At 72.2% G+C, this 23,029-nt stretch carries 20 protein-coding genes; 13 read left to right on the top strand and 7 right to left on the bottom strand.

Annotated features, from left to right (window positions below; all coding sequences use genetic code 11):
• The first annotated feature begins 44 nt into the window (after nt 1-44).
• Nucleotides 45-1,703 carry an acyl-CoA dehydrogenase family protein gene (locus JNO54_RS08955; protein WP_204143587.1) on the top strand — a complete coding sequence of 553 codons (1,659 nt, stop codon included), beginning with the start codon at nt 45-47 and terminating at the stop codon, nt 1,701-1,703.
• On the opposite strand, the gene JNO54_RS08950 is transcribed toward JNO54_RS08955, so the two are convergent.
• Both JNO54_RS08950 and JNO54_RS08945 read right to left on the bottom strand, forming a co-directional pair.
• Nucleotides 1,704-2,651, bottom strand: coding sequence for a polyphosphate kinase 2 family protein (locus tag JNO54_RS08950; RefSeq protein WP_204143586.1), 948 nt, complete (start codon nt 2,649-2,651; stop codon nt 1,704-1,706).
• A gap of 42 nt (nt 2,652-2,693) precedes the next feature.
• Entirely contained in the window at nt 2,694-3,860 is a 1,167-nt protein-coding gene (locus JNO54_RS08945; protein WP_204143585.1) for an alpha/beta hydrolase family protein, read from the bottom strand.
• Between the two features lie 63 nt (nt 3,861-3,923).
• Here JNO54_RS08945 and JNO54_RS08940 point away from each other — a divergent pair, with 63 nt between their 5' ends.
• Together JNO54_RS08940 and JNO54_RS08935 are read left to right on the top strand one after the other, a co-directional pair.
• Nucleotides 3,924-4,949 carry an ATP-dependent DNA ligase gene (locus tag JNO54_RS08940; protein ID WP_233703640.1) on the top strand — a complete coding sequence of 342 codons (1,026 nt, stop codon included), beginning with the start codon at nt 3,924-3,926 and terminating at the stop codon, nt 4,947-4,949.
• 67 nt (nt 4,950-5,016) lie between these two features.
• The gene (locus JNO54_RS08935) at nt 5,017-5,361 is read left to right on the top strand and encodes a cupin domain-containing protein (RefSeq protein WP_204143583.1); all 345 of its coding nucleotides are present in this window, start codon (nt 5,017-5,019) and stop codon (nt 5,359-5,361) included.
• Here the strand turns inward: JNO54_RS08935 and ligD are convergent, their stop codons facing one another.
• Nucleotides 5,362-6,426: a non-homologous end-joining DNA ligase gene (gene ligD, locus JNO54_RS08930; protein ID WP_204143582.1), complete on the bottom strand. Its 1,065-nt coding sequence runs from the start codon at nt 6,424-6,426 to the stop codon at nt 5,362-5,364.
• Between the two features lie 62 nt (nt 6,427-6,488).
• On the opposite strand from ligD, the gene JNO54_RS14520 reads away from it, so the two are divergent.
• The 4 genes from JNO54_RS14520 to msrB all read left to right on the top strand — a co-directional run bounded on the left by JNO54_RS14520 (nt 6,489) and on the right by msrB (nt 9,533).
• Nucleotides 6,489-7,166, top strand: coding sequence for a lamin tail domain-containing protein (locus JNO54_RS14520; protein WP_233703219.1), 678 nt, complete (start codon nt 6,489-6,491; stop codon nt 7,164-7,166).
• A 6-nt stretch (nt 7,167-7,172) separates the two neighbouring features.
• A complete protein-coding gene (locus JNO54_RS14515; protein WP_233703218.1) occupies nt 7,173-8,579 on the top strand; it encodes a DUF8508 domain-containing protein in 1,407 nt (468 codons plus the stop codon).
• 9 nt (nt 8,580-8,588) lie between these two features.
• Nucleotides 8,589-9,020, top strand: coding sequence for an endonuclease/exonuclease/phosphatase family protein (locus JNO54_RS14510; protein WP_307818138.1), 432 nt, complete (start codon nt 8,589-8,591; stop codon nt 9,018-9,020).
• An 84-nt stretch (nt 9,021-9,104) separates the two neighbouring features.
• Nucleotides 9,105-9,533, top strand: coding sequence for a peptide-methionine (R)-S-oxide reductase MsrB (msrB, locus tag JNO54_RS08920; RefSeq protein ID WP_204143581.1), 429 nt, complete (start codon nt 9,105-9,107; stop codon nt 9,531-9,533).
• A gap of 131 nt (nt 9,534-9,664) precedes the next feature.
• On the opposite strand, the gene hemQ is transcribed toward msrB, so the two are convergent.
• Together hemQ and hemG are read right to left on the bottom strand one after the other, a co-directional pair.
• Nucleotides 9,665-10,381: a hydrogen peroxide-dependent heme synthase gene (gene hemQ, locus JNO54_RS08915; RefSeq protein ID WP_204143580.1), complete on the bottom strand. Its 717-nt coding sequence runs from the start codon at nt 10,379-10,381 to the stop codon at nt 9,665-9,667.
• Nucleotides 10,378-11,823 carry a protoporphyrinogen oxidase gene (gene hemG, locus JNO54_RS08910; protein ID WP_204143579.1) on the bottom strand — a complete coding sequence of 482 codons (1,446 nt, stop codon included), beginning with the start codon at nt 11,821-11,823 and terminating at the stop codon, nt 10,378-10,380. Before hemG ends, hemQ begins: the two co-directional genes overlap by 4 nt.
• Before the next feature lie 125 nt (nt 11,824-11,948).
• On the opposite strand from hemG, the gene JNO54_RS08905 reads away from it, so the two are divergent.
• The gene (locus JNO54_RS08905; protein WP_204143578.1) at nt 11,949-12,869 is read left to right on the top strand and encodes a DUF4349 domain-containing protein; all 921 of its coding nucleotides are present in this window, start codon (nt 11,949-11,951) and stop codon (nt 12,867-12,869) included.
• Here JNO54_RS08905 and hemE read toward each other — a convergent pair.
• Nucleotides 12,826-13,899, bottom strand: a complete 1,074-nt coding sequence (gene hemE / locus JNO54_RS08900) for a uroporphyrinogen decarboxylase (protein ID WP_204143577.1) — start codon at nt 13,897-13,899, stop codon at nt 12,826-12,828. The genes JNO54_RS08905 and hemE overlap by 44 nt on opposite strands.
• A gap of 121 nt (nt 13,900-14,020) precedes the next feature.
• On the opposite strand from hemE, the gene JNO54_RS08895 reads away from it, so the two are divergent.
• The 5 genes from JNO54_RS08895 to JNO54_RS08875 all read left to right on the top strand — a co-directional run bounded on the left by JNO54_RS08895 (nt 14,021) and on the right by JNO54_RS08875 (nt 21,047).
• Nucleotides 14,021-14,602, top strand: coding sequence for a DUF3000 domain-containing protein (locus tag JNO54_RS08895; RefSeq protein ID WP_204143576.1), 582 nt, complete (start codon nt 14,021-14,023; stop codon nt 14,600-14,602).
• Nucleotides 14,599-15,816: a ribonuclease D gene (locus JNO54_RS08890; protein WP_204143575.1), complete on the top strand. Its 1,218-nt coding sequence runs from the start codon at nt 14,599-14,601 to the stop codon at nt 15,814-15,816. The genes JNO54_RS08895 and JNO54_RS08890 overlap by 4 nt, the downstream gene beginning before the upstream one ends.
• Nucleotides 15,817-16,074: 258 nt before the next feature.
• On the top strand, nt 16,075-17,274 hold the full coding sequence (locus tag JNO54_RS08885; RefSeq protein WP_233703217.1) for a thiolase family protein: 1,200 nt from the start codon (nt 16,075-16,077) through the stop codon (nt 17,272-17,274).
• Between the two features lie 2 nt (nt 17,275-17,276).
• Nucleotides 17,277-19,388: a 3-hydroxyacyl-CoA dehydrogenase NAD-binding domain-containing protein gene (locus JNO54_RS08880; protein ID WP_204143573.1), complete on the top strand. Its 2,112-nt coding sequence runs from the start codon at nt 17,277-17,279 to the stop codon at nt 19,386-19,388.
• 120 nt (nt 19,389-19,508) lie between these two features.
• Nucleotides 19,509-21,047, top strand: a complete 1,539-nt coding sequence (locus JNO54_RS08875; protein ID WP_204143572.1) for a helix-turn-helix domain-containing protein — start codon at nt 19,509-19,511, stop codon at nt 21,045-21,047.
• 82 nt (nt 21,048-21,129) lie between these two features.
• Here JNO54_RS08875 and dxs read toward each other — a convergent pair whose 3' ends face one another.
• Nucleotides 21,130-22,992: a 1-deoxy-D-xylulose-5-phosphate synthase gene (gene dxs / locus JNO54_RS08870; protein WP_204143571.1), complete on the bottom strand. Its 1,863-nt coding sequence runs from the start codon at nt 22,990-22,992 to the stop codon at nt 21,130-21,132.
• Between the last annotated feature and the right edge of the window lie 37 nt (nt 22,993-23,029).

Below are 23,029 nucleotides of genomic sequence, written 5' to 3'. Positions count from 1 at the left end.
GCCCGACCGGCGGACCCACGCGGGCCGCCACCTATCCTCACGCCATGGCGACGCACGAGGTCTTCAACCAGGCACCCCCCTTCGTCGGTCACGACGTCTACCGGATGGACGCGGTGCTCACCGAGGCCGTCGACCGCTGGGTGCCCGAGGACCACCGCAGCGCCACCCACGACGAGCTGAGCGCCCTCGGGGTGCGGGCCGGGAGCGCCGAGGCGGCCGAGCTCGCCGAGCGGGCGGAGCGCAACGCCCCCCGGCTGCGGACCCACGACCGGTGGGGCCACCGGGTCGACGAGGTGGACTTCGACCCCGCGTGGCACGACCTCATGACGGTCGCGGCAGGAGCCGGCCTGACGGCCGAGACCTGGACGAAGGGGCGGGACGTGGGCGCCCACGTCCGTCGCGCCGCCGGGTTCGTCACCTGGTCGCAGGTCGACGCCGGGCACATCTGCCCGATCACCATGACCCACGCGGCCCTGCCCGCGCTGCGCCACTCCCCCGTGCTCGCCGAGCGCTACGAGGGCCCGCTGGCCTCCCGCGAGTACGACTTCGGCCTGCGCCCCGTGAGCGAGAAGGCCGGGGCGATCGCCGGCATGGGCATGACCGAGAAGCAGGGCGGCTCCGACGTCCGCTCCAACACCACGCGCGCGCTCGCCACCCCCGGCGGCCCTCTGCCCGGCGAGACCTACCGGCTGACCGGCCACAAGTGGTTCTGCTCCGCCCCGATGAGCGACCTCTTCCTCGTCCTCGCCAAGACCTCCCCCGAGGCGGCCCCGAGCTGCTTCCTCGTCCCCCGGGTCCTCGACGACGGGACACGCAACCCCTTCGCCATCCAGCGGCTCAAGGACAAGCTCGGGGACCGCTCCAACGCCTCCTCCGAGATCGAGCTCGACGGGACGTGGGGCTCGCTCGTCGGCGAGGAGGGCCGCGGGGTCCGCGCGATCATCGACATGGTCGCCGCGACCCGGCTCGACTGCATCCTCGGCTCCGCCGCGATCACCCGCGCCGCGCTGACCCGCGCCGCCCACCACGCCCGGCACCGCAGTGCCTTCGGCAAGACGCTCGTCGACCAGCCGCTCATGCGCGCCGTCCTCACGGACCTCGCGATCGAGTCCGAGGCCGCCACCCTGCTCGGGATGCGCCTGGCCCAGGCCGTCGACGCCGGTGAGGTCGAGCTCGCGCGGCTCGGCGTCGCCGTCGGCAAGTACTGGGTGTGCAAGCGCACCCCGACCCTGGTCGCCGAGGCGATGGAGTGCCTCGGAGGGCTTGGCTACGTCGAGGAGAACGGCCTGGCCCGGCTCTACCGCCAGGCCCCGCTGAACTCGATCTGGGAGGGCTCCGGCAACGTCAACGCCCTCGACGTCCTGCGCGCGGTCGCACGCGAGCCGGCCAGCCTCAAGGCCCTGCTCGAGGAGGCCGAGGCCGGTCGCGGTCAGCTGAGCACGCTCGACCGCGCGCTCGACCGGGTCCTCGCGGAGGGGCAGGCCCTCGCCGTCGACCCGCAGGGCGCCGAGGCGGGCGCCCGGCGGCTCGTCGAGGGGCTCGCGCTGACGCTGCAGGGCTCTCTCATGGCCCGCTACGCGCCGCCGGAGATGGCCGAGGCCTTCGTCGAGTCACGGCTCGGCGACGGGATGCGGCTCGGGCTGGGCGCGCTCGAGCCGGGGCTGACCGTGCTGGCCGCCCCGGCCGCGTTGGAGCGCTGCTAGTCAGGTCTCCTCGAGGCGCGCCTGCTGCTCCGCGACGTCGAAGTCCGCCTCGGGCCACTGGGGGTCCATCGCCTCGAGGTGCTCCTTGAGCAGGTTCATCACGGCGAGCCGCGCGTACCACTTGCGGTCGGCGGGGACGACGAACCACGGTGCCTCGTCGGTCGAGGTCTGGTCGATGACCGCCTGGTAGGCCTCCTGGTAGTCCTCCCAGTGCTCGCGCTCGTCGAGGTCGCCAGGGTTGAACTTCCAGTGCTTGTCCGGGCGGTCGAGCCGCTCGGACAGGCGCGCCTTCTGCTCGTCCTTGGAGATGTGGAGCATGACCTTGATGATCGTCGTGCCCTTGTCGATGACCCCGGCCTCGAAACGGTTGATCTGGCCGTAGCGCCGTGACCACTGCGCCCTCGGCACGAGGTCGTGCACCCGGACGACGAGGACGTCCTCGTAGTGGCTGCGGTCGAAGACCCCGATCTGCCCCGGTCCCGGGAGAGCCCGGCGGATCCGCCACAGGAAGGGATGCTCCTTCTCCTCCGCCGTCGGCGCCTTGAACGCCGTGATCTCCACGCCCTGCGGGTCGACCGCCCCCACGACGTGGCGCATGATGCCGCCCTTGCCCGAGGTGTCCATGCCCTGGATGACGAGCAGGACCGAGCGCCGCCCCCCTGCCTTGGACTCGGCGTAGAGCCGCTCCTGCAGGTCGCTGACCTCCTCCGCGAGACCCGCCAGCAGACCCTCGCCGGCGGCCTTGTCCCCGTCGAAGCCCGGCGTGCTGCGCGGGTCGATGCCGGCGATCTGCGTGCCCTCACCCGCCCGGAGCGCGTCGGTGAAGGACGCGGTGGCCGAGGCGTCCTCGGCCGCCTTCGCCGCCTTCTTCAGCTTCTTGGCCTGCTTGGCGGCCTCCTCGACGACGTCGTCGTGCTTCTTCTTCTTCGACCTCGACTTCTTGCCCATCGCCTCATCATGCCGTCGCGAGGGGCCGATGTGGGGGATCGACTACCGCACGAAGTCGACGACCACCCGGTCCCAGCGCAGCGGGTCGACGTTCCACTCCTTGCAGTGACCGGCCAGCGACCAGGGCTCGAAGGTGACGAGGTCGGGGCGCGCCTGCGCCAGTCGTTCGCTGGGTCCGACGGGCACGAACCCGTCGTCGCGCGAGTGGATGATGAGCAGCGGGTGGTGCAGCTCGTCGGCACGGCGCACCCAGTCGGTGCGGGCGACGTCGACCGCCTCGTGCACCCCGACGAGCCGCCGCGCCCACCGCTTGCCCATGAGCACCCGACCGAGGTGACCGACCGGTGCCGGGATCGAGTGCAGCCGGGCGTGATGAGCGATCACCGACGCCCAGTCGACGACCGGGCCGTCGAGCACCGCCCGGCTGACGACCGGTGCGAGCACCGAGCGGTCGAGGACCTGCAGGACGATCGCGCCCCCCATCGACCAGCCGACCAGGACGATCTCCTCGGCGCCCCGGGCGATCGCCAGACGCATCGCCGCCTCCACGTCACGCCACTCCGAGAGCCCAAGGTTGTACCGGCCGTCCGGACCAGCCGGCGCCTCCCCGTCGTTGCGGTAGCTCGGGACGAGGACGTTCAGACCCGCGGCGTGCAACGCCGGGATGCCCCGCAGCGTCTCGTACCGCCGGGCACCACGCCCGTGGACCAGGACCGCCCAACGCGACCGGTCCCCCCCTTCGCTCGGGACGACCCACGCCGGCATCGCCCCCACCTCGCTGTGCACCAGGACGTCCTCGTGGTGCAGCCCCAGGTCCTGGTACGGGTCGCGGGCGTAGTAGTAGCCGTTGAGACGCGCCGGGCCGGGCCGGGCCGTCCCCCAGTCGACGTTGACGAGCCGCCGCCGCACCCGGTGCAGCCGGTGGTCGTGCTCGAGGACGTCGCCGATGCGGACGTGCCCGCGGTCCCCGTCGATCCACAGCCCGTAGCGGCCCGGCAGGATCGTGTCCGGCGTCGCGTCCAGGGTCACCGAGTCGGTGTGCAGGACCCGGATCATCACGTCGTCGGGACGGTAGGGCTCGGGGGTGAGCACGCGCCGGGCGAAGTAGCTCGCGGCGCCCAGCCAGACCGACCCCGCACCGACGAGAGCGCCGCCGACGGCGGCACCGCCGTAGGTCGCGGCGCGTCTCGTCGTCGTGCTCGGGCTCACGACCCCATCGTGTCAGGTCATGATGTCTGGGTGAGGCAACCCATCCCGCTGCCCGTCGACCCCATGCTCGCCAAGGCGGTCGCCGCCGTCCCCGCCGCCGACGCCGTCGCGGGCGGCTACGCCTACGAGCCGAAGTGGGACGGCTTCCGCTGCATCGTCCTCAAGGACGGTGACGACGTCGAGATCGCCAGCCGCGGCAAGAAGCCGCTCACCCGCTACTTCCCCGAGGTCGTGCAGGCCTGCCGCGAGCACCTGCCCGAGCGCATCGTGCTCGACGGCGAGATCGTCGTGCGCTCCGGCGAGCCCGGCGCGGAGCGGCTGAGCTTCGAGGCGCTCGGTCAGCGCATCCACCCGGCCGAGTCCCGGATCACCCGGCTCGCCGCCGAGACCCCGGCCGAGGTCATCTTCTTCGACCTCCTGGCCCTCGGCGACGAGGACCTGACCTCATCCCCCTTCGCCCAGCGGCGCAGCCGCCTCGAGGAGGTCTTCGACGAGGTGACGAAGGGGGCTCCGCTGCACCTCACCCGGGTGACCCGGGACGCGGACGAGGCGGAGGACTGGTTCGCGCGGTTCGAGGGCGCCGGGCTCGACGGGGTCATCGCCAAGCCGCTCGACGGCGTCTACTCCCCCGGCAAGCGGGCGATGCTCAAGATCAAGCACAAGCGCACCGCCGAGGCCGTCGTCACCGGCTATCGCGTGCACAAGTCCGGTCAGGGCGTCGGCTCGCTGCTCCTCGGGCTCTACCACGACGGTCGTCTCTTCAACGTCGGCGGCATCGCGGCCTTCACCGCTGCGAGGCGCCTCGAGCTCGTCGACGAGCTCGAGCCGCTCGTCGTCCGCGACGAGGAGGGCGAGGTCGAGCACGCCGAGACCGACCGCTCCCGCTTCTCCTCGAGCAAGGACGTCAGCTATGTGCCGCTGCGGCCCGAGCGGGTCGTCGAGGTGGCCTTCGACCAGCTCGAGGGCTGGCGCTTCCGGCACACCGTGCAGCTGCTGCGCTGGCGCCCGGACCGCGACCCCGAGTCGTGCACGCTCGACCAGATCGAGCGCGCCCCCGACTACGACCTCGGCGACGTGCTCGACGGCTGAGCGCGCGGGCCTGGCGTCTGGCGGGCCGATCTGATCTGCTGGGGTGACCACCCGACGAGGAGAACCGATGCACATCACGAGCCTGACGACCACCGCGACCGAGCAGCTCGACGCAGCCCGTGCGGCGAGCAGCGGACTCGCCGCCCGCACGATCTTCGGCGGGCACGAGCACTCCCTGCGCCAGACCCTCATCGCGCTCGTCGCGGACAGCGAGCTCGCCGAGCACGAGAGCCCCGGCGAGGCCACCCTCCAGGTGGTCCTCGGACGGGTGCGCCTCGCCGCCGGCGAGGACGGTGTCGACCTCGGGACCGGCGACCACGCCACGATCCCCGACACGCGGCACTCTCTCCTCGCCCTCGAGGACGCGGTCGTCCTGCTCACGGTCTCCAAGCGGGACGTGCCCGCCGGCTGATCACTCCTCGACGCGGTTGCCCTCGGCGTCCCAGTGGGAGGCGACCTTCTTCGAGGGCTGCACGCGCGGCGGCTCTCCGGGCATCTTCGGGTGGTCGGGCGGAAAGCTCAGCTCGCCGAGCCCGCGCTCCTCGACGTCCTTGTCCCACAACGCGATCGCGGCGGCGACGTCCCCCTTCGCCTCGTCGATACCCGCCCACGGGTCGTCCTGGACGCGCTCCACGACCGTTCGGATGGTCAGGCTCCGCGGGTCGACGGAGTCGAGCTCGTCCCACGTGATCGGTGTGGAGACCGGCGCGCCGGCGATCGGTCGGGGGCTCCAGGCGGAGGCGATGGTGCGGTCCCGGTTGGCCTGGTTGTAGTCGACGAAGATCCGCTCGCCGCGCTCCTCCTTCCACCACGCCGTCGTCACGAGGTCGGGCATGCGCCGCTCGAGCGCGCGGGCGATGCCGATGACACCGTGCCGGACGTCGAGGAACTCGTGGGTCGGCTCGATCCGCGCGTAGACGTGGACCCCTCGGTTGCCCGAGGTCTTGACGAAGGGGGTGAGCCCGATCTGCGTCATCACCTCGCGCAGCCCTCGGGCCGCCTCGACGACGTCGGCGAAGGCCCGCCCGGGCTGGGGGTCGAGGTCGATCCGCAGCTCGTCCGGGCGGTCGTTGTCGCCCGTGCGGACCGGCCACGGGTGCCAGGTGATCGTCGACATCTGGACGCACCACAGCGCGGTGGCCACCTCGTCGACGACGAGCTGCGGGTGGGAGCGGCCGCTCGGGTAGGTGCACATCGTCGTGCGCACCCAGTCGGGCAGGCCCTTGGGCGGGTTCTTGCTGTAGAACTCCTGCCCCTCGATCCCGTCCCGGAAGCGCTGGAGGGTGACCGGGCGGTCCTCCAGCGCGTCGCCGACGAGCCGGTCACCGACGGCGATGACGTAGTCGGCGAGCTCGCGCTTGGTGATCGCCGGGCCGTGCTCGCCCTCGGGCCACATGACCTTGTCCGGGCTGGAGAGCCGGACCTGCCGGGTCTCGCCGTCGGGGCCGGGGACCTCGAGGGTCGTCGCAGCGCTCATGCGGCGAAGGCTACTGCCGCAGGGTCACCACCAGCGGTCCTGACGAACTCTTGACCCAACCCATGACCGCTGTTTACCCCGCGTCCCCCGACACGCCGGCCCGGCCGACCTACGGTGCGGGGGCCACCCCCTTCGCCACACCCCCGGGAGACCCCGTGCACCACCGCAAGCGTGTCCTCGCAGCCCTGACGGTTGCCCCACTTGGCCTCGCCACCGCCCTAATCTGCGCGCCCGCCGCGACCGCGGCGAGCGACACCGTCGTCATCGCCGAGGCCTACGGCGGCGGAGGCAACTCCGGTGCGCCGCTGCGCAGCGACTTCGTCGAGCTCGCCAACCGGTCTCAGGAGCAGGTCGACCTCACCGGCTGGAGCCTGGCCTACTACTCGGCCAACGGCACGAGCGCGCAGACCACCCCGCTCTCCGGGACGATCGCCGCCGGCGGCCGCTACCTCGTCAAGCAGGCCGACGGTGCGAACGCCGCGGCCCCCGCGCTGCCGGAGCCCGATGCGACCGGACGCGTCGCGATGTCGAGCACGGGCGCCCGCGTCGTGCTCGTCGGCCCGTCGGGCCAGAGCGTCGACCTGCTCGGCTGGGGCTCGGCCTCGACCTTCGAGGGGGCACCGGCGGGAGCCACGAGCAACGCGACCTCCGTCGCCCGGCGCGACATCTGCGTCGACACGGACAACAACGCCGCCGACTTCGTCGTCGGGGCACCGACCCCGCAGAACTCGACGACCTAGCTGGCTGTGTGCGAGCCGGGGACGGGCGAGCCGCCCGTCGACGAGCCCGAGACGATCGCCCAGGTCCAGGGCGCCGCGCACCTCTCGCCGCTCGACGGCCAGCGGGTCAACGGCGTCGAGGGCGTCGTCACGGCCGTGAGCCGCAACGGCTTCTGGATGCAGTCGACGACCCCCGACGACGACCCGGCGACGAGCGAGGGCCTCTTCGTCTACACGCGCTCCGCGCCCACCGTGGCGGCCGGGCAGACCGTGAGCGTCGACGGGGCCGTCGACGAGTTCCGCCCCGGCGGCTCGGGCGGCTGGGACAACCTCACGACGACGCAGGTCGTCGGTGCGACCGTGACGGTCACGGGCACCGCCGACGTCCCCGCCCCGGTCGTGCTCGGTGAGGACCGGGTCGCCCCGCAGCAGGTCGTCGAGGCCGGCGACCCCAAGAGCGTCGAGTACGCCGGCGTCGACTTCCTCCCCGGCACCGAGGCCATCGACTTCTACGAGTCCCTTGAGGGAATGTACGTCGGCGTCCGCGACGCCGAGGTCGTCGGCCCGACGAAGTCCTTCGGCGAGATCTCTGTCGTGCCCGGCACAGGCGTCGACGCGATCCGTACCGAGGCGGACGGGGTGCTCTACTCCGGCTACGACCGGCCCAACGCGATGAGGGTCCAGGTCGACGACGTGCTGCTCCCCCGGGACTCCATGCCGCCGGCCGACGTCCGCGACACCCTGACCGGCCTGGTCGCCGGCCCGCTGGACTACTCCTTCAGCAACTACAAGCTCCTCGCGACCGAGGTCCCGACCGTCGCCGACGGCGGGCTCGAGCGTGAGGTCGCCCCGGTCCAGCACGACCGCGAGCTGAGCGTCGCGGCCTTCAACGTGGAGAACCTCGCGCCGAGCAACCCGCAGGAGAAGTTCGACCGGCTCGCGGGCCAGGTCGTGACCAACCTGCGCTCCCCCGACGTCATCGCCGTCGAGGAGGTCCAGGACAACAACGGCTCGCAGGACGACGGCACCGTCGACTCGACGACCACCACCGACACGCTCATCGCCGCCATCACGGCTGCCGGGGGGCCCGCGTACACCGCCTACTGGGTGAACCCGCAGGACAAGGCCGACGGCGGCCAGCCCGGCGGCAACATCCGCAACGTCCTGCTCGTGCGCAGCGACCGTGACATCGAGGTCGTCCAGCGCGACTCCGGCGACGCCCACCACGAGGCCGAGGTCGTCGCCGAGCGCCAGGGCAACCGGTCGCTGCCCACGCTCACCACCTCACCCGGGCGGATCGACCCGACGAACCCGGCCTTCGAGGACTCGCGCAAGCCGCTCGTCACCGAGCTGCGCTACCGCGGCGAGCGGGTCTTCGTCGCCGCGGTGCACTTCTCCTCCAAGGGCGGCGACGACCCGCTCTTCGGGCGCTGACAGCAGCCGGTGCGCTCGAGCGAGGCGGACCGCCACGAGCAGGCGAAGGCCGTCCGCGGCTTCGTCGACGACCTCCTCGCCGTCGACCCGCAGGCCAAGGTCGTCGTCGCCGGCGACGTCAACGACTTCGAGTTCTCCGACACCGCCGAGCTGCTCATCAACACGCTCGAGGGTAGCGGCGCCAACGCGCTGACCGACCTGCCGCGCACGCTCCCCGAGCACATGCGGTGGACCTACGTCTACGAGGGCAACAGCCAGGTGCTCGACCACATCCTCGTGAGCCCCTCGCTCGTGACCCGCGAGAAGGTCAACGGCCCGTGGCGTCCCGGCTCCGGCGGCAACCCCGTCTTCCGGTACGACATCGTCCACACCAACTCCCCCTTCGCCGACCAGGACAGCGACCACGACCCCCAGGTCGTGCACCTCGACCTCAAGAAGTGAGCTGAGACGACGGCCGCCCCGGATGATCTCCGGGGCGGCCGTCGTTGCACACTGGGACGATCCCCCCTTCGAAGGAGCACTTCCATGGAGCCCACCGGCCGCGAGTACGACGTCACCAAGACCGACGAGCAGTGGCGGGCCGAGCTGACCCCCGACGAGTACTCCGTGCTGCGCCAGGCCGGCACCGAGCGCCCCTTCGTCGGCGAGTACACCGACACCACGACCGAAGGGGTCTACGCGTGCCGCGCGTGCGGCGCCGAGCTCTTCACCTCGGAGACGAAGTTCGACAGCCACTGCGGGTGGCCGTCCTTCTTCTCCCCGCTGGCCGAGGACCGGGTCGAGTACCTCGAGGACAACTCCCTCCCGGGTCGCCCGCGCGTCGAGGTCCGCTGCGGCTCGTGCGGCAGCCACCTCGGGCACGTCTTCGAGGGCGAGGGCTACAACACCCCCACCGACCAGCGCTACTGCATCAACTCCATCGCGATGACTCTGCGGCCCAAGAGCGAGGGCTGAGGCGCCTCGGACCCGGCCGTGCACAAGCCGCTGCCTGGGGGTCGCCGGCACCGGATATCCGTGCCGGCGACCTCCTGACCGCGACCTGTGCACGCCACCGGGCGAGTGGGCCTCCCCGGATGGTCCTCGGGTCAGCGCAGGCGGGTGATGATCTCGCCGACCTCGACTCGCGGGCCGGTGTAGAAGGGGATCTCCTCACGGACGTGCAGCCGTGCCTTGGAGGCCCTCAGATCACGCATGAGGTCGACGATGCGGTGCAGCTCGTCGGCCTCGAAGGCGAGGACCCACTCGTAGTCACCGAGGGCGAAGGCGCTGATCGTGTTGGCCCGCACGTCGGGGTAGTCGCGCGCCATCTGGCCGTGCTCGGAGAGCATGGCGCGGCGCTCCTTGTCGTCGATGACGTACCAGTCGTAGGACCGGACGAAGGGGTAGACGCACAGGTAGTCGCGCGGCTCCTCCCCTGCCATGAAGGCCGGGATGTGGCTGCGGTTGAACTCGGCCTGGCGGTGCAGCGCCGCAACCGACCAGACCGGCTCGAGGTGGCCGCCGAAGCCGGTCCGCAGGAAGCGGTGGTAGGCCTCCTGGAGCTGCTCGATGGTGTCGGCGTGCCACCAGATCATGAGGTCGGCGTCCGCCCGCAGGCCGGCGACGTCGTAGGTGCCGCGGATCCGGACCCCGCTCGCGCGCAGCTCCTCGAAGAGCGCCTCGACCTCGGCGCCCATCGCCTCGCGGTCCTCCCCGAGCGGCGAGGTCGCGGCGAAGACGGAGAACATCGCGTAGTGCACCGAGGAGTTGATCGCCTCGAGCTCCTCACGCGACGGCTTGGCGGGGACAGGACGGGTGCTCATGCGTTCTCCTTGGGTCGGGCGAGCTGGTCGTGGATCGTGGTGGCGGCGGCGCGGGCGTGCGCGACGACGGCGGCGATGCCGACGCCCTCGTAGCTCGCGCCGGTGACGGCGAGGCCGGGGACGGCGGCGACCTCGGCGGCGATGCGCGCGATGCGGGCGCGGTGGCCGACGGTGTATTGCGGCAGCCCGCCGCCCCACCGCTGGACGTGGGAGTCGACGACGTGCGGCACGGGCCGGCCGAGCGCCGCGGCGACGTCGGCGAGGGCGGCGGCCGTGAGGTCCGCGTCGTCGCGCTGCAGGGCGGCGACCTCCCCGGCCCGCCCGACGGAGGCGCGCAGGAGCAGCAGGCCCTCGCGGCTCGCGGCGTCACGCGCCCACCCCCACTTCGTGCTGACGAAGGTGCTCGCCTTGATGAGCCGCCCGTCGACGGCCGGCACGAGGAAGCCCGAGCCGGGCAGGGCGTCCCAGCCGTCGCGGCCCGCCGGGACGGCGAGGGTGACGACGGCCATCGAGGCGGTCTCGACCTCGCGCAGCTCCTCGGCGGCGAAGGGGGTGACCTCGGCGAGCAGGCGGGCGGCGGCGGGCGCCGGGGTGGCGACGACGACGGCGTCGGCGTCGAGGGAGGTCGGGTCGGTCGTCGGCCCGGTGAGGACACGCCAGCCGGTGGCAGTTCGCTCGAGGCCGCGGCTCAGGGTCGAGAGGCGGATCTCGCCACCGCGTGCGCGGACGATGTCGGCGAGCGCGAGCGGCAGCTGGTGGACGCCGCCCTCGAGACCGAGCAGCATCGGGCCGCGTCGACCGGTCGCCGCTCCGGCGCCGGCGGAGGGCGAAGGGGTGACCGGCGGGACGAGGGAGCGCACCGCGTCCGTGAGGGAGCCCTCGCGTCGGGCGGCCGCCCACAGAGGCGGCATCGTCGAGGCGAGCGAGAGGTCCTCGACCCGGCCCGCGTAGACGCCACCGAGCAGCGGCTCGACGAGCCGGTCGACGACCGCACGCCCGTACTCGGCGGAGATCCCGGACGCCACGGAGACGTCGGCGTCCTCCCCTTCGCCGAGGCTCGGCAGCCCACCGGCCCCGGCGCGCTCACGCTCGGGGGCGTCGAGGACCTCGCCGGTCGTCGACGGGTCGGACGGGACACCCATGAAGGTGCGGGCGGGCAGCGCGGCGAGGCGACCACGGCTCCACAGCTGGGCCGGGACGGGCTCCGGGGAGACCCGACGGGCGCTCAGCCCGGCGACCTCGAGGATCGTCTCGGCGGCCTCCGCGACGCGGATCGACTCGGCGCCGACGTCGAGCCGGATGCCGGCGACCTCGGCCGGGGCGACGACACCGCCGACGCGGTCACGGCCCTCGACGACGACCACGTCGTGCCCGTGCGCGGTGAGCTGCTCGGCAGCGGTCAGACCGGCGATCCCAGCACCGATGACGACGACACGAGCCATGCCCCAACTCTCTCACCCTGCGTGACCGCATCGTGACCGGCCTGGGTGGAACCGGCGGAGCGCCCGACCCGTCAGACCCTCGACGCCGCGGGGACGCGGCGCAGGGACCGACCAAGGAGTCACCGATGAGCACGCACACCCTCACCCACCGCCGGCGGCGAGCCACCCGGGTGGCCACCGCGCTCTGCCTCGGAGCGGCCCTGGTCACCGGCTGCTCGGCCGGCTCGGGCAACGACTCCTCGGCGCCCGCCGGTGCGGCAGCCCCGGACGCCGCGAAGGTCGCCGACGAGGAGTCCCGCGCGGTCGGCGAGGCGGGCACCGTCTCCGGCCGCCGCTCCCAGACCCTCACGGTCCGGGAGCAGCACCTCGCACGCAGCGCCACCCTCGACCTGCGCGTCGCCGACGTCACGAAGGCCGCCGCGGCCGTCCGGACGGCCGCCGTCAGGTCCCAGGGAGCGGTGACCTCCGAGGAGATCTCATCGCACAGCGAGCACGGCTGGGGGCAGCTGATCGTCACCGTCCCGAGCGCGAGGCTCGACGCCACCCTCGATCAGCTGGCGAAGGTCGGCACGGTCGAGAGCAGGACGACGAGCACCACCGACGAGACCATGGCCTACACCGACACCGAGTCCCGCATCGAGACGATGCGCGCGTCCATCACCCGGATCCGTCGGCTCATCGAGCGCACCGACGACATCGAGCAGCTCGTCACGCTCGAGGGTGAGCTCTCGACCCGGGTGGCCGACCTCGAGGCGCTCCTCGCCCAGCTCGATGCCATCAAGGCACGCACGACGATGTCGCCGATCACCGTGAGCCTCACCGAGGAGGGGGCGCCGGCGGACCCCGAGGACGGCTTCCTCGCGGGGCTGGCCGCCGGGTGGGACGCCTTCACCGGGTCGGCCCGGACGACCCTCACCGCGCTCGGCGCGCTGACCCCCTTCGCCCTGGCCGGTGGGCTGGTCCTCGGCCCGCCGGTGCTGTGGTGGCGGCGCCGCCGGCGGGTCAGCCCTGCGGCCCGGCCGACTGCTGGTGCACCCGCTCCGTGACGGCGGTGATGACGCCGGGGTCGGTCGTCGGCAGGACCCCGTGGCCGAGGTTGAAGATGTGGCCCGGGGCGGCATGGCCCTCCGCGACGATGCGGTCGACGGCGGCCGCGAGCGGCTCCCACGGGGCGAAGAGCAGCGCGGGGTCGAGGTTGCCCTGGACGGCGTACCGGCCGCCGAGCCGCTCGATGGCATCGGGCAGCGCGACCCGGTAGTCGACGCCGACGACGTCGGCCCCGGCCGCGCCCATGTCGACGAGCAGCTCACCGGTCCCGACACCGAAGTGGATCGTCGGGACACCGAGGTCGGCGACCATCGCCAGGGCTGCCGCCGAGTGCGGCTGGACGTGCGTCACGTAGTCGGCGCGGGAGAGGAAGCCGGCCCAGCTGTCGAAGAGCTGGACGATGCTCGCCCCGGCCTCGATCTGGACCCGCAGGAAGGCACCGGCGATCGTCGCGAGCCGCGCGCACAGGTCGTGCCACAGCTGCGGGTCGCCGTGCATGAGCGCCTTGGTGCGCTCGTGGTTCTTGCTCGGGCCGCCCTCGACGAGGTACGACGCGAGCGTGAAGGGTGCCCCGGCGAAGCCGATGAGCGGCGTCGGGCCGAGCTCGTCGACGAGGCGCCGCACCGACTCGGTGATGTCGGGGACGTGCTCGGGGGTCAGCTCGGGCAGCCGGTCGAGGTCGGCGCGGGTACGGAAGGGCTCGGCCATCACCGGCCCCCGGCCGGGCACGATGTCGAGGTCGACCCCGACGGCGTGGACCGGCACGACGATGTCGGAGAAGAAGATCGCTCCGTCGACACCGTGCCGGCGCACCGGCTGCATCGTGATCTCGGTGACGAGGTCAGGGGTGCGGCACGCGGCGAGCATCTCGTTGCCCTCACGGAGCGCCCGGTACTCCGGCAGTGACCGGCCGGCCTGGCGCATGAACCACACCGGGGTCCGTCGCACGGGCAGCCCTCGGGCTGCGCGCACGAGGTCGCTGTCGTCAGGGGTGGTCGCGGGCGGCAGGGTCGGGTCGTACGTCGTCACCCCTCGATCCTCCCCCACCCGGCCCACCTGGGCCTAAACCGGGGCGAAGGGGTGAGCCCACCCCTTCGTCCGTCGGCGTGGCAACCCCGGCTGGGCCGGGCGCCGACCTAACCTCGAGGATGTGGCCTCCCGACCGACCTCCGTCCACGGCGACGGCGAGTTCTCCTTCGCGCTCGCCGAGCTCCACGCCGCCCGGGTGCGCCCCGAGGTCCGGCTCACCGAGGTGCCCGCCCCGACCCGTATCGCGCCCGACGCCGTCGCGATGACCGGCGACGTCCTCGCCGACGACGGCGAGACCGAGCTCGCGACCGGTCGCTTCGTCCTCCTGCACGACATCGCGGCCCCCGAGCCCTGGGAGGGCCCCTGGCGGGTCGTCACCTACGCCCGGGCCGAGCTCGAGGCCGAGGTCGCGGGCGACCCGGTGCTCGGCGAGGTCGGTTGGTCCTGGCTGCTCGACGCCCTGCGGGACCGTGGCATCGACGTCATCGCCGAGGCGGGCACCGTGACCCGGGTGGTCTCGGAGTCCTTCGGCGACCTCGACGACCGCCCCGCGACCGTCGAGATGGAGATCCGCGCGTCGTGGAGCCCCGCCGACGCCTCGGTCGGTGCGCACCTCGAGGCGTGGATCGACCTGCTGTGCACGATCGGGGGGCTCCCCCCGCTGCCCGAGGGCGTCGTCGCGCTGCCCGGGCGCCGCCGGTGAGCGAGAACGCGTCGGCGGAGGAGCCGGCACCCCCGACCGTCCTCTCCGACCCCGAGCACGGGGTCCCCGACGTCATCACCTCCGAGCGCCAGCTCATCGAGTGCGCCACGGCGATCGCCTCCGGCAGCGGACCGGTCGCCCTCGACGCCGAGCGTGCCTCCGGCTACCGCTACGGTCAGCGCGCGTACCTCGTCCAGGTGCGCCGTGAGGACGCCGGCACCTGGCTCATCGACCCCATCGCCCTGCCCGACCTCAGCCCGCTCGACCGGGCGATCGGCAGCGCCGAGTGGCTGCTCCACGCCGCGACGCAGGACCTCGCGTGCCTCGCCGAGGTCGGGCTGCGGCCGCGCCAGCTCTTCGACACCGAGCTCGCCGCGCGGCTGCTCGGGCTGCCCCGCGTCGGGCTGGCCGCCGTCGTCGAGCACTACCTCGGGCTGAGCCTGGCCAAGGAGCACTCGGCGGTCGACTGGTCCACCCGTCCCCTGCCCGAGCCGTGGCTGCGCTACGCGGCACTCGACGTCGAGGTGCTCGCCGAGGTCCGCAACCTCATGGGAGTCGACCTCGCCGTCCAGGGCAAGAGCGACTGGGCGCGCGAGGAGTTCGACGCGCTGCTCACCTGGCAGCCCAACGTCAAGGAGGAGCCCTGGCGGCGCACCTCCGGGATGCACAAGATCCGCAAGCCGCGCGTGCTCGCGACGGTGCGTGAGCTCTGGTACGCCCGCGACCAGATCGCCCAGGAGCGCGACGTCTCCCCCGGCCGGGTGGCGCCCGACGCCGCGCTCGTCGCCATCGCGATGGAGCCGCCCAGGAGCATCGCCGACCTGCCCCGCTCGCCGCGCAGCATCCCGCGCTACGGTCGCCAGTGGCTCGCCGCCGTCGAGCGGGCCCGCGCCCTCGCCGACGAGGACCTCCCCGCCGCCTCGGTCAAGGGCGACGGCCCACCCCCGCAGCGCAGCTGGGCCGACCGCAACCCCCTGGCCGCGGCACGGCTCACCGCCACCCGCGAGCGGCTCACCGTCTTCGCCGAGGAGCGCTCGATCCCGGTCGAGAACGTCTGCGCGCCCGACCCCCTTCGCCGCGTCGTCTGGACGCCCCCGGCCGAGCACAGCGCCGCCGGCTTCGACGCCGCCCTGGCCGGGCACGGCGTCCGCGGGTGGCAGCGCGCGATCGTCGCCCCCATGCTCGAGGCGGCCTTCACCGAGCACCCGGGCTGACCCCCTTCGCCCTTGCGTCCGCCACCGTGGGGCACTGACACCCACCGTGGCGGACGTTGTGCCGCGGCAACCGCTTGTGTCCGCCGCCGTGGGGCGCTGACACCCACCGTGGCGGACGTTGCGGGTCGTGTGGGGGTGATCACCTCCCAACCACTGTCGAGGTGAGCGCTCGCTTAGTAGCCTGCAGAGCGGGAGCCCGTGTCGCGGGCCGCCCGTCCGTTCCCCCGACGAAAGTGAAGGCGAACCGTGCCCCGCACCATGCGAGAGGTCGTATTCGTCGATGGCGTCCGTACGCCGTTCGGCAAGGCCGGTGAGAAGGGCATGTACGCCCAGACCCGCGCCGACGACCTGGTCATCCGCTGCATCCGTGAGCTCCTCGAGCGCAACCCCGACCTGCCCCCGGAGAAGGTCGAGGAGGTCGCCATCGCCGCGACCACCCAGATCGGCGACCAGGGCCTGACCCTCGGCCGCATGGCCGCCCTCCTCTCCGGCCTGCCCAACACGACCCCCGGCTACTCCGTCGACCGCATGTGCGCCGGCGCGATGACCGCGGTGACCAACGTCGCCGGCGCAATCTCCTTCGGCGCGATCGACGTCGCCATCGCCGGCGGTGTCGAGCACATGGGCCGCCACCCCATGGGTGAGGGCGTCGACCCCAACCCGCGCATCGTCGCCGAGAAGCTCGTCGACCCCAGCGCGCTCGTCATGGGCAAGACGGCCGAGAACCTCCACGACCGCTACCCGAGCCTGACCAAGGAGCGCAGCGACCACTACGCCCTCGGCAGCCAGGCCAAGCTCGCGAAGGCCTACGAGGACGGCAAGATCCAGCCCGACCTCGCGCCGATGGCCACGCGCCACGCCGAGAAGGGCTGGGGCCTCGCGACGACCGACGAGCCGCCCCGCCCGCAGACGACGATGGAGGACCTCCAGGGCCTCAAGACCCCCTTCCGCCCCCACGGCGCGGTCACCGCGGGCAACGCCGCCGGCCTCAACGACGGCGCGACCGCGTGCATCCTCGCCTCCGAGGACGCGGCCCAGGAGCTCGGCCTCCCGGTGAAGATGCGGCTCGTCGAGTTCGCCTTCGTCGGCGTCGAGCCCGAGGTCATGGGCTACGGCCCGGTCCCGGCCGCCGAGAAGGCCCTCGCCAAGGCGGGCCTGACCATCGACGACATCGGTCTCTTCGAGCTCAACGAGGCCTTCGCCGTGCAGGTGCTCGCCTTCCTCGAGCACTTCGGCATCCCGGACGACAGCGAGAAGGTCAACCGCTACGGCGGCGCCATCGCGACCGGTCACCCCCTCGCCAGCTCCGCGGTGCGCCTCATGAACCAGCTCGCCCGCCAGTTCGAGGAGGACCCCAGCGTCCGCTACGGCATGACCGCCATGTGCATCGGCATCGGCATGGGCGGCGCCGTCATCTGGGAGAACCCCCACCACGCCGACTACGGCAAGGAGGCCTGAGCATGACCGAGCAGACCCAGACCGAGCGCGCCGAGGTCGTCACGCACACCCCGGTGCAGGACGTCGCCCTCCCGGGCGGTGCCGGCACGCTCGCCCTCATCACCCTCGACAACGGCTTCGACCACACCAAGCCGAACACCTTCGGCGAGGCGGGCATCGCCGAGCTCACCGAGACCGTCGCCGGCCTGCGCCAGCGGGCCGAGGCGGGCGAGATCCAGGCGGTCGCCATCACCGGCAAGCCGTTCATCTTCGCCGTCGGCGCTGACCTCTCGGGCGTGCCCACGGTGACGAAGCGCGAGCAGGCGACCCAGATCGCCCAGGCCGGCCACGCCGCCTTCGCCTCGATCTCCGACCTGCCCGTCCCGACCTTCGCCTTCGTCAACGGCGCGGCGATGGGCGGCGGCGTCGAGATCGCCCTCGCGTGCGACTACCGCACCATCTCCGCCGGGGTCCCGGCGCTGGCCCTGCCCGAGGTCTTCCTCGGCCTCGTCCCCGGCTGGGGCGGCTGCTACCTGCTGCCGCGCCTCATCGGCCCGGAGGCGGCGCTCAAGGTCATCGTCGAGAACCCGCTCAACATGAACCGGATGCTCAACGGGCCGTCGGCCTTCAAGCTCGGCATCGCCGACACGATGTTCGCCCCGGTCGACTTCCTCGAGAAGTCCATCGCCTGGGCCGCCTCCGTGGTCACCGGCGAGACGACGGTCGAGCGCACTCCGGTCACCGAGGACGAAGGGGTATGGAAGGCTGCGGCGGACGCCGCCCGCGCGCTCGCCGACGCCAAGACCTCGGGCAAGTCGCCCGCCCCGTACCGCGCGATCGACCTTGTCGAGGCGGCGCGCACCTCGGACCGCGACACCGCCTTCGCCGCCGAGGACGAGGCGCTCGGCGACCTCCTCATGGGTGACGAGCTCCGCGCCGGGCTGTACTCCTTCGACCTCGTCCAGAAGCGCGCCAAGCGTCCCGCCGGCGCTCCGGACAAGTCGCTGGCTCGCCCGGTCGGCAAGGTCGGCATCGTCGGCGCCGGTCTCATGGCCAGCCAGCTCGCGATGCTCTTCATCCGCTCGCTCAAGGTGCCGGTCGTCATGACCGACCTCGACGAAGAGAGAGTCGCGCGGGGAGTCGGTTATGTCCACAGCGAGATCGACAAGTCCCTCGAGAAGGGCAAGATCACCCAGGACAAGGCCAACCAGCTCAAGGGCCTCATCACCGGCTCCACGAGCAAGGAGGGCTTCGCCGACGCCGACTTCGTCATCGAGGCGGTCTTCGAGGAGATGTCGGTCAAGAAGACCGTCTGGGCCGAGGTCGAGGCGATCGTGGGGCCCGAGTGCGTCCTCGCGTCGAACACCTCGTCCCTCTCGATCACCGAGATGGCCGAGGACCTCCAGCACCCGGAGCGGGTCGTGGGTTTCCACTTCTTCAACCCGGTCGCGGTCATGCCGCTGCTCGAGATCATCCCCGGCGAGAAGACCGACGACGCCGCGCTGGCCACGGCGTTCGCCGTCGGCAAGGGCCTGAAGAAGACGTGCATCCTCGTCAAGGACAGCGCCTCCTTCATCACCAACCGCCTGCTCGGTCGCTTCATGGGCGAGTACAGCAAGATCGTCGACGAGGGCACCCCCGTCGAGGTCGCGGACCAGGGCATCGCCGGCCTCGCGCCGATGCCGCCCTTCGTCCTCCTGGGGCTCGTCGGCCCGGCCATCGCCCTGCACAACAGCGAGACCCTCCACCGCGCCTTCGGCGACCGCTTCTACGTCTCGCCGAACCTGCAGAAGATGGTCGAGATGAAGAAGCCCGGCTACTACCTCTGGGACAGCGGCAAGCCCGTCGCCGACCCCGAGCTGCTCGCCGCGCAGGTGCAGCCGGAGTCCCCGGTCGAGCTGACCGCCGAGCAGGTTCGTGAGCGGGTCCTCGGCGTCCTCGCCGAGGAGGTCCACCTCATGCTGGCCGACGGCGTCGCCCAGGCCCCGATGGACATCGACCTCGCGATGATCACCGGTGCCGGCTTCCAGTTCTGGAACGGCGGTCTCACCCCGCTCCTCGACCGTGAGGGCGTCTCGGAGAAGGTCAACGGCAAGCGCTTCCTGCCTGCCGGTGTCGCCTCCGTCCCCGCCTGACCCACCGCTGACCCGAAGGGGGATCCGCTCACCCGAGCGGATCCCCCTTCGTCTCCAGGGGCGACACGCCCACCCGGCGCCCGGGTTGCCATAACTCATATGTGAGTTACCGTTGAAGGTGTGAGTGACGACTACCTGAACCGCATCGGCTCCCTGATCCGCGACGCCCGCGTCAAGCGCGGCATGTCCCAGTCAGAGCTGGCCGCCGTGCTCGAGACCAGCCAGGGCGCCGTGACCCGGATCGAGTCGGGGAAGCAGAACCTCACCCTCGACTCGCTCGCGAAGATCAGCGAGGCGCTCGACACCGAGTTCGTCTCCTTCGCGAAGTCCGGCGTCGAGGGCGCCGTCCACCTCCGGATCGAGGGCGGCCGGCCGCTCTCCGGCGCCATCGACGTCAAGACGAGCAAGAACGCCGCTGTCGCCCTGCTGTGCGCCTCGCTGCTCAACAAGGGCACGACGACGCTGCGCAGCCTGGCCCGGATCGAGGAGGTCAACCGCATCCTCGAGGTGCTCGACTCGATCGGCGTCCAGACCGAGTGGCTCGAGGGCACGAACGACCTCCGGATCACGCCGCCGGCCCAGATCGACCTCAGCACGATGGACGAGGCCGCGGCGCGTCGCACCCGCACGGTCATCATGTTCCTCGGCCCGCTGCTCCACGACCTGCCGCAGTTCCGCCTCCCCTACGCGGGCGGCTGCGACCTCGGCACGCGCACGGTCGAGCCGCACCTCGCCTCGCTCAAGCACTTCGGGCTCGACGTCGAGGCCACCCACGGCTTCTACGAGGCCAAGGTCACCGACGCGACCGGCACGGACAAGAAGATCGTGCTCACCGAGCGCGGCGACACGGTGACCGAGAACGCGCTGATGGCCGCGGCTCGCGACACCGGGTGGACGACCATCCGCAACGCGAGCTCGAACTACATGGTCCAGGACCTGTGCTTCTTCCTCGAGCTGCTCGGCGTGACGATCGAGGGCATCGGGACGACGACCCTTCGGGTCAAGGGCGTCCAGGAGATCGACAAGGACGTCGAGTACTCCCCGAGCGAGGACCCGATCGAGGCGATGAGCCTCATCGCCGCCGCGGTCGTCACGGGCAGCGAGATCACCATCCGCCGCTCCCCCATCGAGTTCCTCGAGATCGAGCTCGCGACCCTCGAGCAGATGGGGATGCGCTACACGCTGTCCGAGGAGTACACGGCGGCCAACGGGCGCACCCGGCTCGTCGACATCACCACCCACCCCGGGCCGCTCAGGGCACCGATCGACAAGATCCACCCGTTGCCCTTCCCGGGACTGAACATCGACAACCTGCCCTTCTTCGCGCTCATCGCGGCGTGCGCCGAGGGCACGACGACGATCCACGACTGGGTGTACGAGAACCGCGCGATCTACCTCACCGAGCTGACGAAGATCGGCGGCAACGTCACCCTCCTCGACCCGCACCGCGTGCACATCACCGGCCCGACCCGCTGGCGCGCCAACGAGGTCACCTGCCCGCCGGCGCTGCGCCCGGGCGTCGTCATCCTGCTCGCGATGCTCGCGGCCCCGGGTGTCTCGTACCTGCGCAACGTCTACGTCATCAACCGCGGCTACGAGGACCTCGCCGAGCGCCTCAACGCCCTCGGCGCCGACGTCCAGCCCTTCCGCGACATCTAGAGATCCGAATTTCCCCAGGTCTCTGACATCCGCCTGCGAACCTTCGCGGGCGGATTGTCAGAAGCCTCGGGAGATGTGGATCTCACGGGGTCGTCGTGAGGCGCTCGACGACGCCGTCGGGGGTGAGGCGGGCGTCCTCGAGGACCTGGCCGCGGGAGGCGTGGTCGATGAACTCCTTGGGCAGGCCCATCCGCACCACCGGCACCGTGAGGCCGCGCTCGGCGGCCGCCCGGGCCACCTCGGAGCCGACGCCGCCGGCGACGTTGCCGTCCTCGACGACCGCGACCGTCCCGGCGCGGGCAGCCATGTCCAGCAGCGCATCCGGCACGGGGAGCACCCAGCGGGGGTCGACCGCGAGCACGGTGCGGCCGTCGGCGGCGAGCTTCTCCGCCGCGGAGATGACCGTGGGCGCCATCGCACCGACCGACACGAGCAGGACGTCCGGGTCGACGTCGGCGTCGCCGTGGAGCACGTCGACGCCGTCGACGGTCGTGAGCGCCGCGATCGGCTCGGCCACCGTCCCCTTCGGGAAGCGCACGATCGTCGGGGCGTCGTCCACCGCGACTGCCTCACGCAGGCAGGCCCGGATCTGCGCGCCGTCCCGCGGCGCGGCGAGCCGCAGCCCGGGCACGATCGAGGCGAGCGACATGTCCCACATGCCGTGGTGGCTCGCGCCGTCCGGCCCGGTGACACCGGAGCGGTCGAGGACGAAGGTGACCCCGGCCTTGTGCATCGCGCAGTCCATGAGCAGCTGGTCGAAGGCGCGGTTGAGGAAGGTCGCGTAGATCGCGACGACCGGGTGCATCCCGGCGAAGGCGAGCCCGGCCGCCATCGTCGTCGCGTGCTGCTCGGCGATGCCGACGTCGAAGATCCGGTCCGGGTAGGCGTCGGCGAAGGGCTGCAGCCCGACCGGCATCATCATCGCCGCGGTGATCGCGACGATGTCGTCGCGCTCGGCGCCGAGCGCGACCATCTCGTCGGAGAACTCGTCGGTCCAGCTGCGACCGGCGATCTCGAGCGGCAGGCCCGTCTCGGGGTTGATCTTGCCGATGCCGTGGAACTGGTCGGCGACGTCGTTGACGGCGTGCTCGTAGCCGCGACCCTTCTGGGTGATCACGTGGACGAGCACCGGACCACCGAAGGCCTTGGCCCGCCGCAGCGCCTGCTCGAGCGAGGCCATGTCGTGCCCGTCGACCGGGCCGAGGTACTTGATGCCGAGGTCCTCGAACATCCCCTGCGGCGCCCAGAAGTCCTTGGCGCCCTTCTTCATCGAGTGGAACGCCTGGTACGCGGTGCGCCCGACGACGGGGGTCTTCGACAGCTTCTCCTTGCCCCAGTCGAGGACCTGCTCGTACTGCCGGTTGGTCCGCAGCATCGCGAGGTGGTCGGCGAGGCCGCCGATCGTCGGGGCGTAGGAGCGCTCGTTGTCGTTGACGACGATGACGAGCGGGAGGTCCTTGTCGGAGGCGATGTTGTTCAGCGCCTCCCAGGCCATGCCGCCGGTGAGCGCACCGTCACCGATGACGGCGACGGCGTGCCGGTCCTCGCCCTTGAGGCGGTACCCCTTCGCGATCCCCTCGGCCCACGAGAGGGAGGTCGACGCGTGGCTGTTCTCGACGACGTCGTGCGCGGACTCGGCGCGGCTCGGGTAGCCGGAGAGCCCGCCACGGGTCCGCAGCCCGGAGAAGTCGGTGCGACCGGTGAGGATCTTGTGGACGTACGACTGGTGACCGGTATCGAAGACGAGCGTGTCGCGCGGGCTGTCGAAGACCCGGTGCAGCGCCATCGTCAGCTCGACGACGCCGAGGTTCGGGCCGAGGTGACCCCCGGTGCGCGAGACCTCACGGACGAGGAAGCCGCGGATGTCGTGCGCGAGGGTCGCGAGCTCCTCCGGCGTCATGCCGTCGAGGTCGCGGGGTCCGCGGATGCGCTCCAGGTCCGTCACGGGGGTCCTTCCAGGGGTCGTGGACACAAGGCGCTCC

It is taken from the genome of Janibacter endophyticus (genome assembly GCF_016888335.1).
GTDB classification, from domain to species: Bacteria; Actinomycetota; Actinomycetes; order Actinomycetales; family Dermatophilaceae; genus Marihabitans; species Marihabitans endophyticum.
The sequence above is the reverse complement of the archived record's forward strand: the minus strand, read 5'-3'. Positions and strand labels throughout refer to the sequence as shown.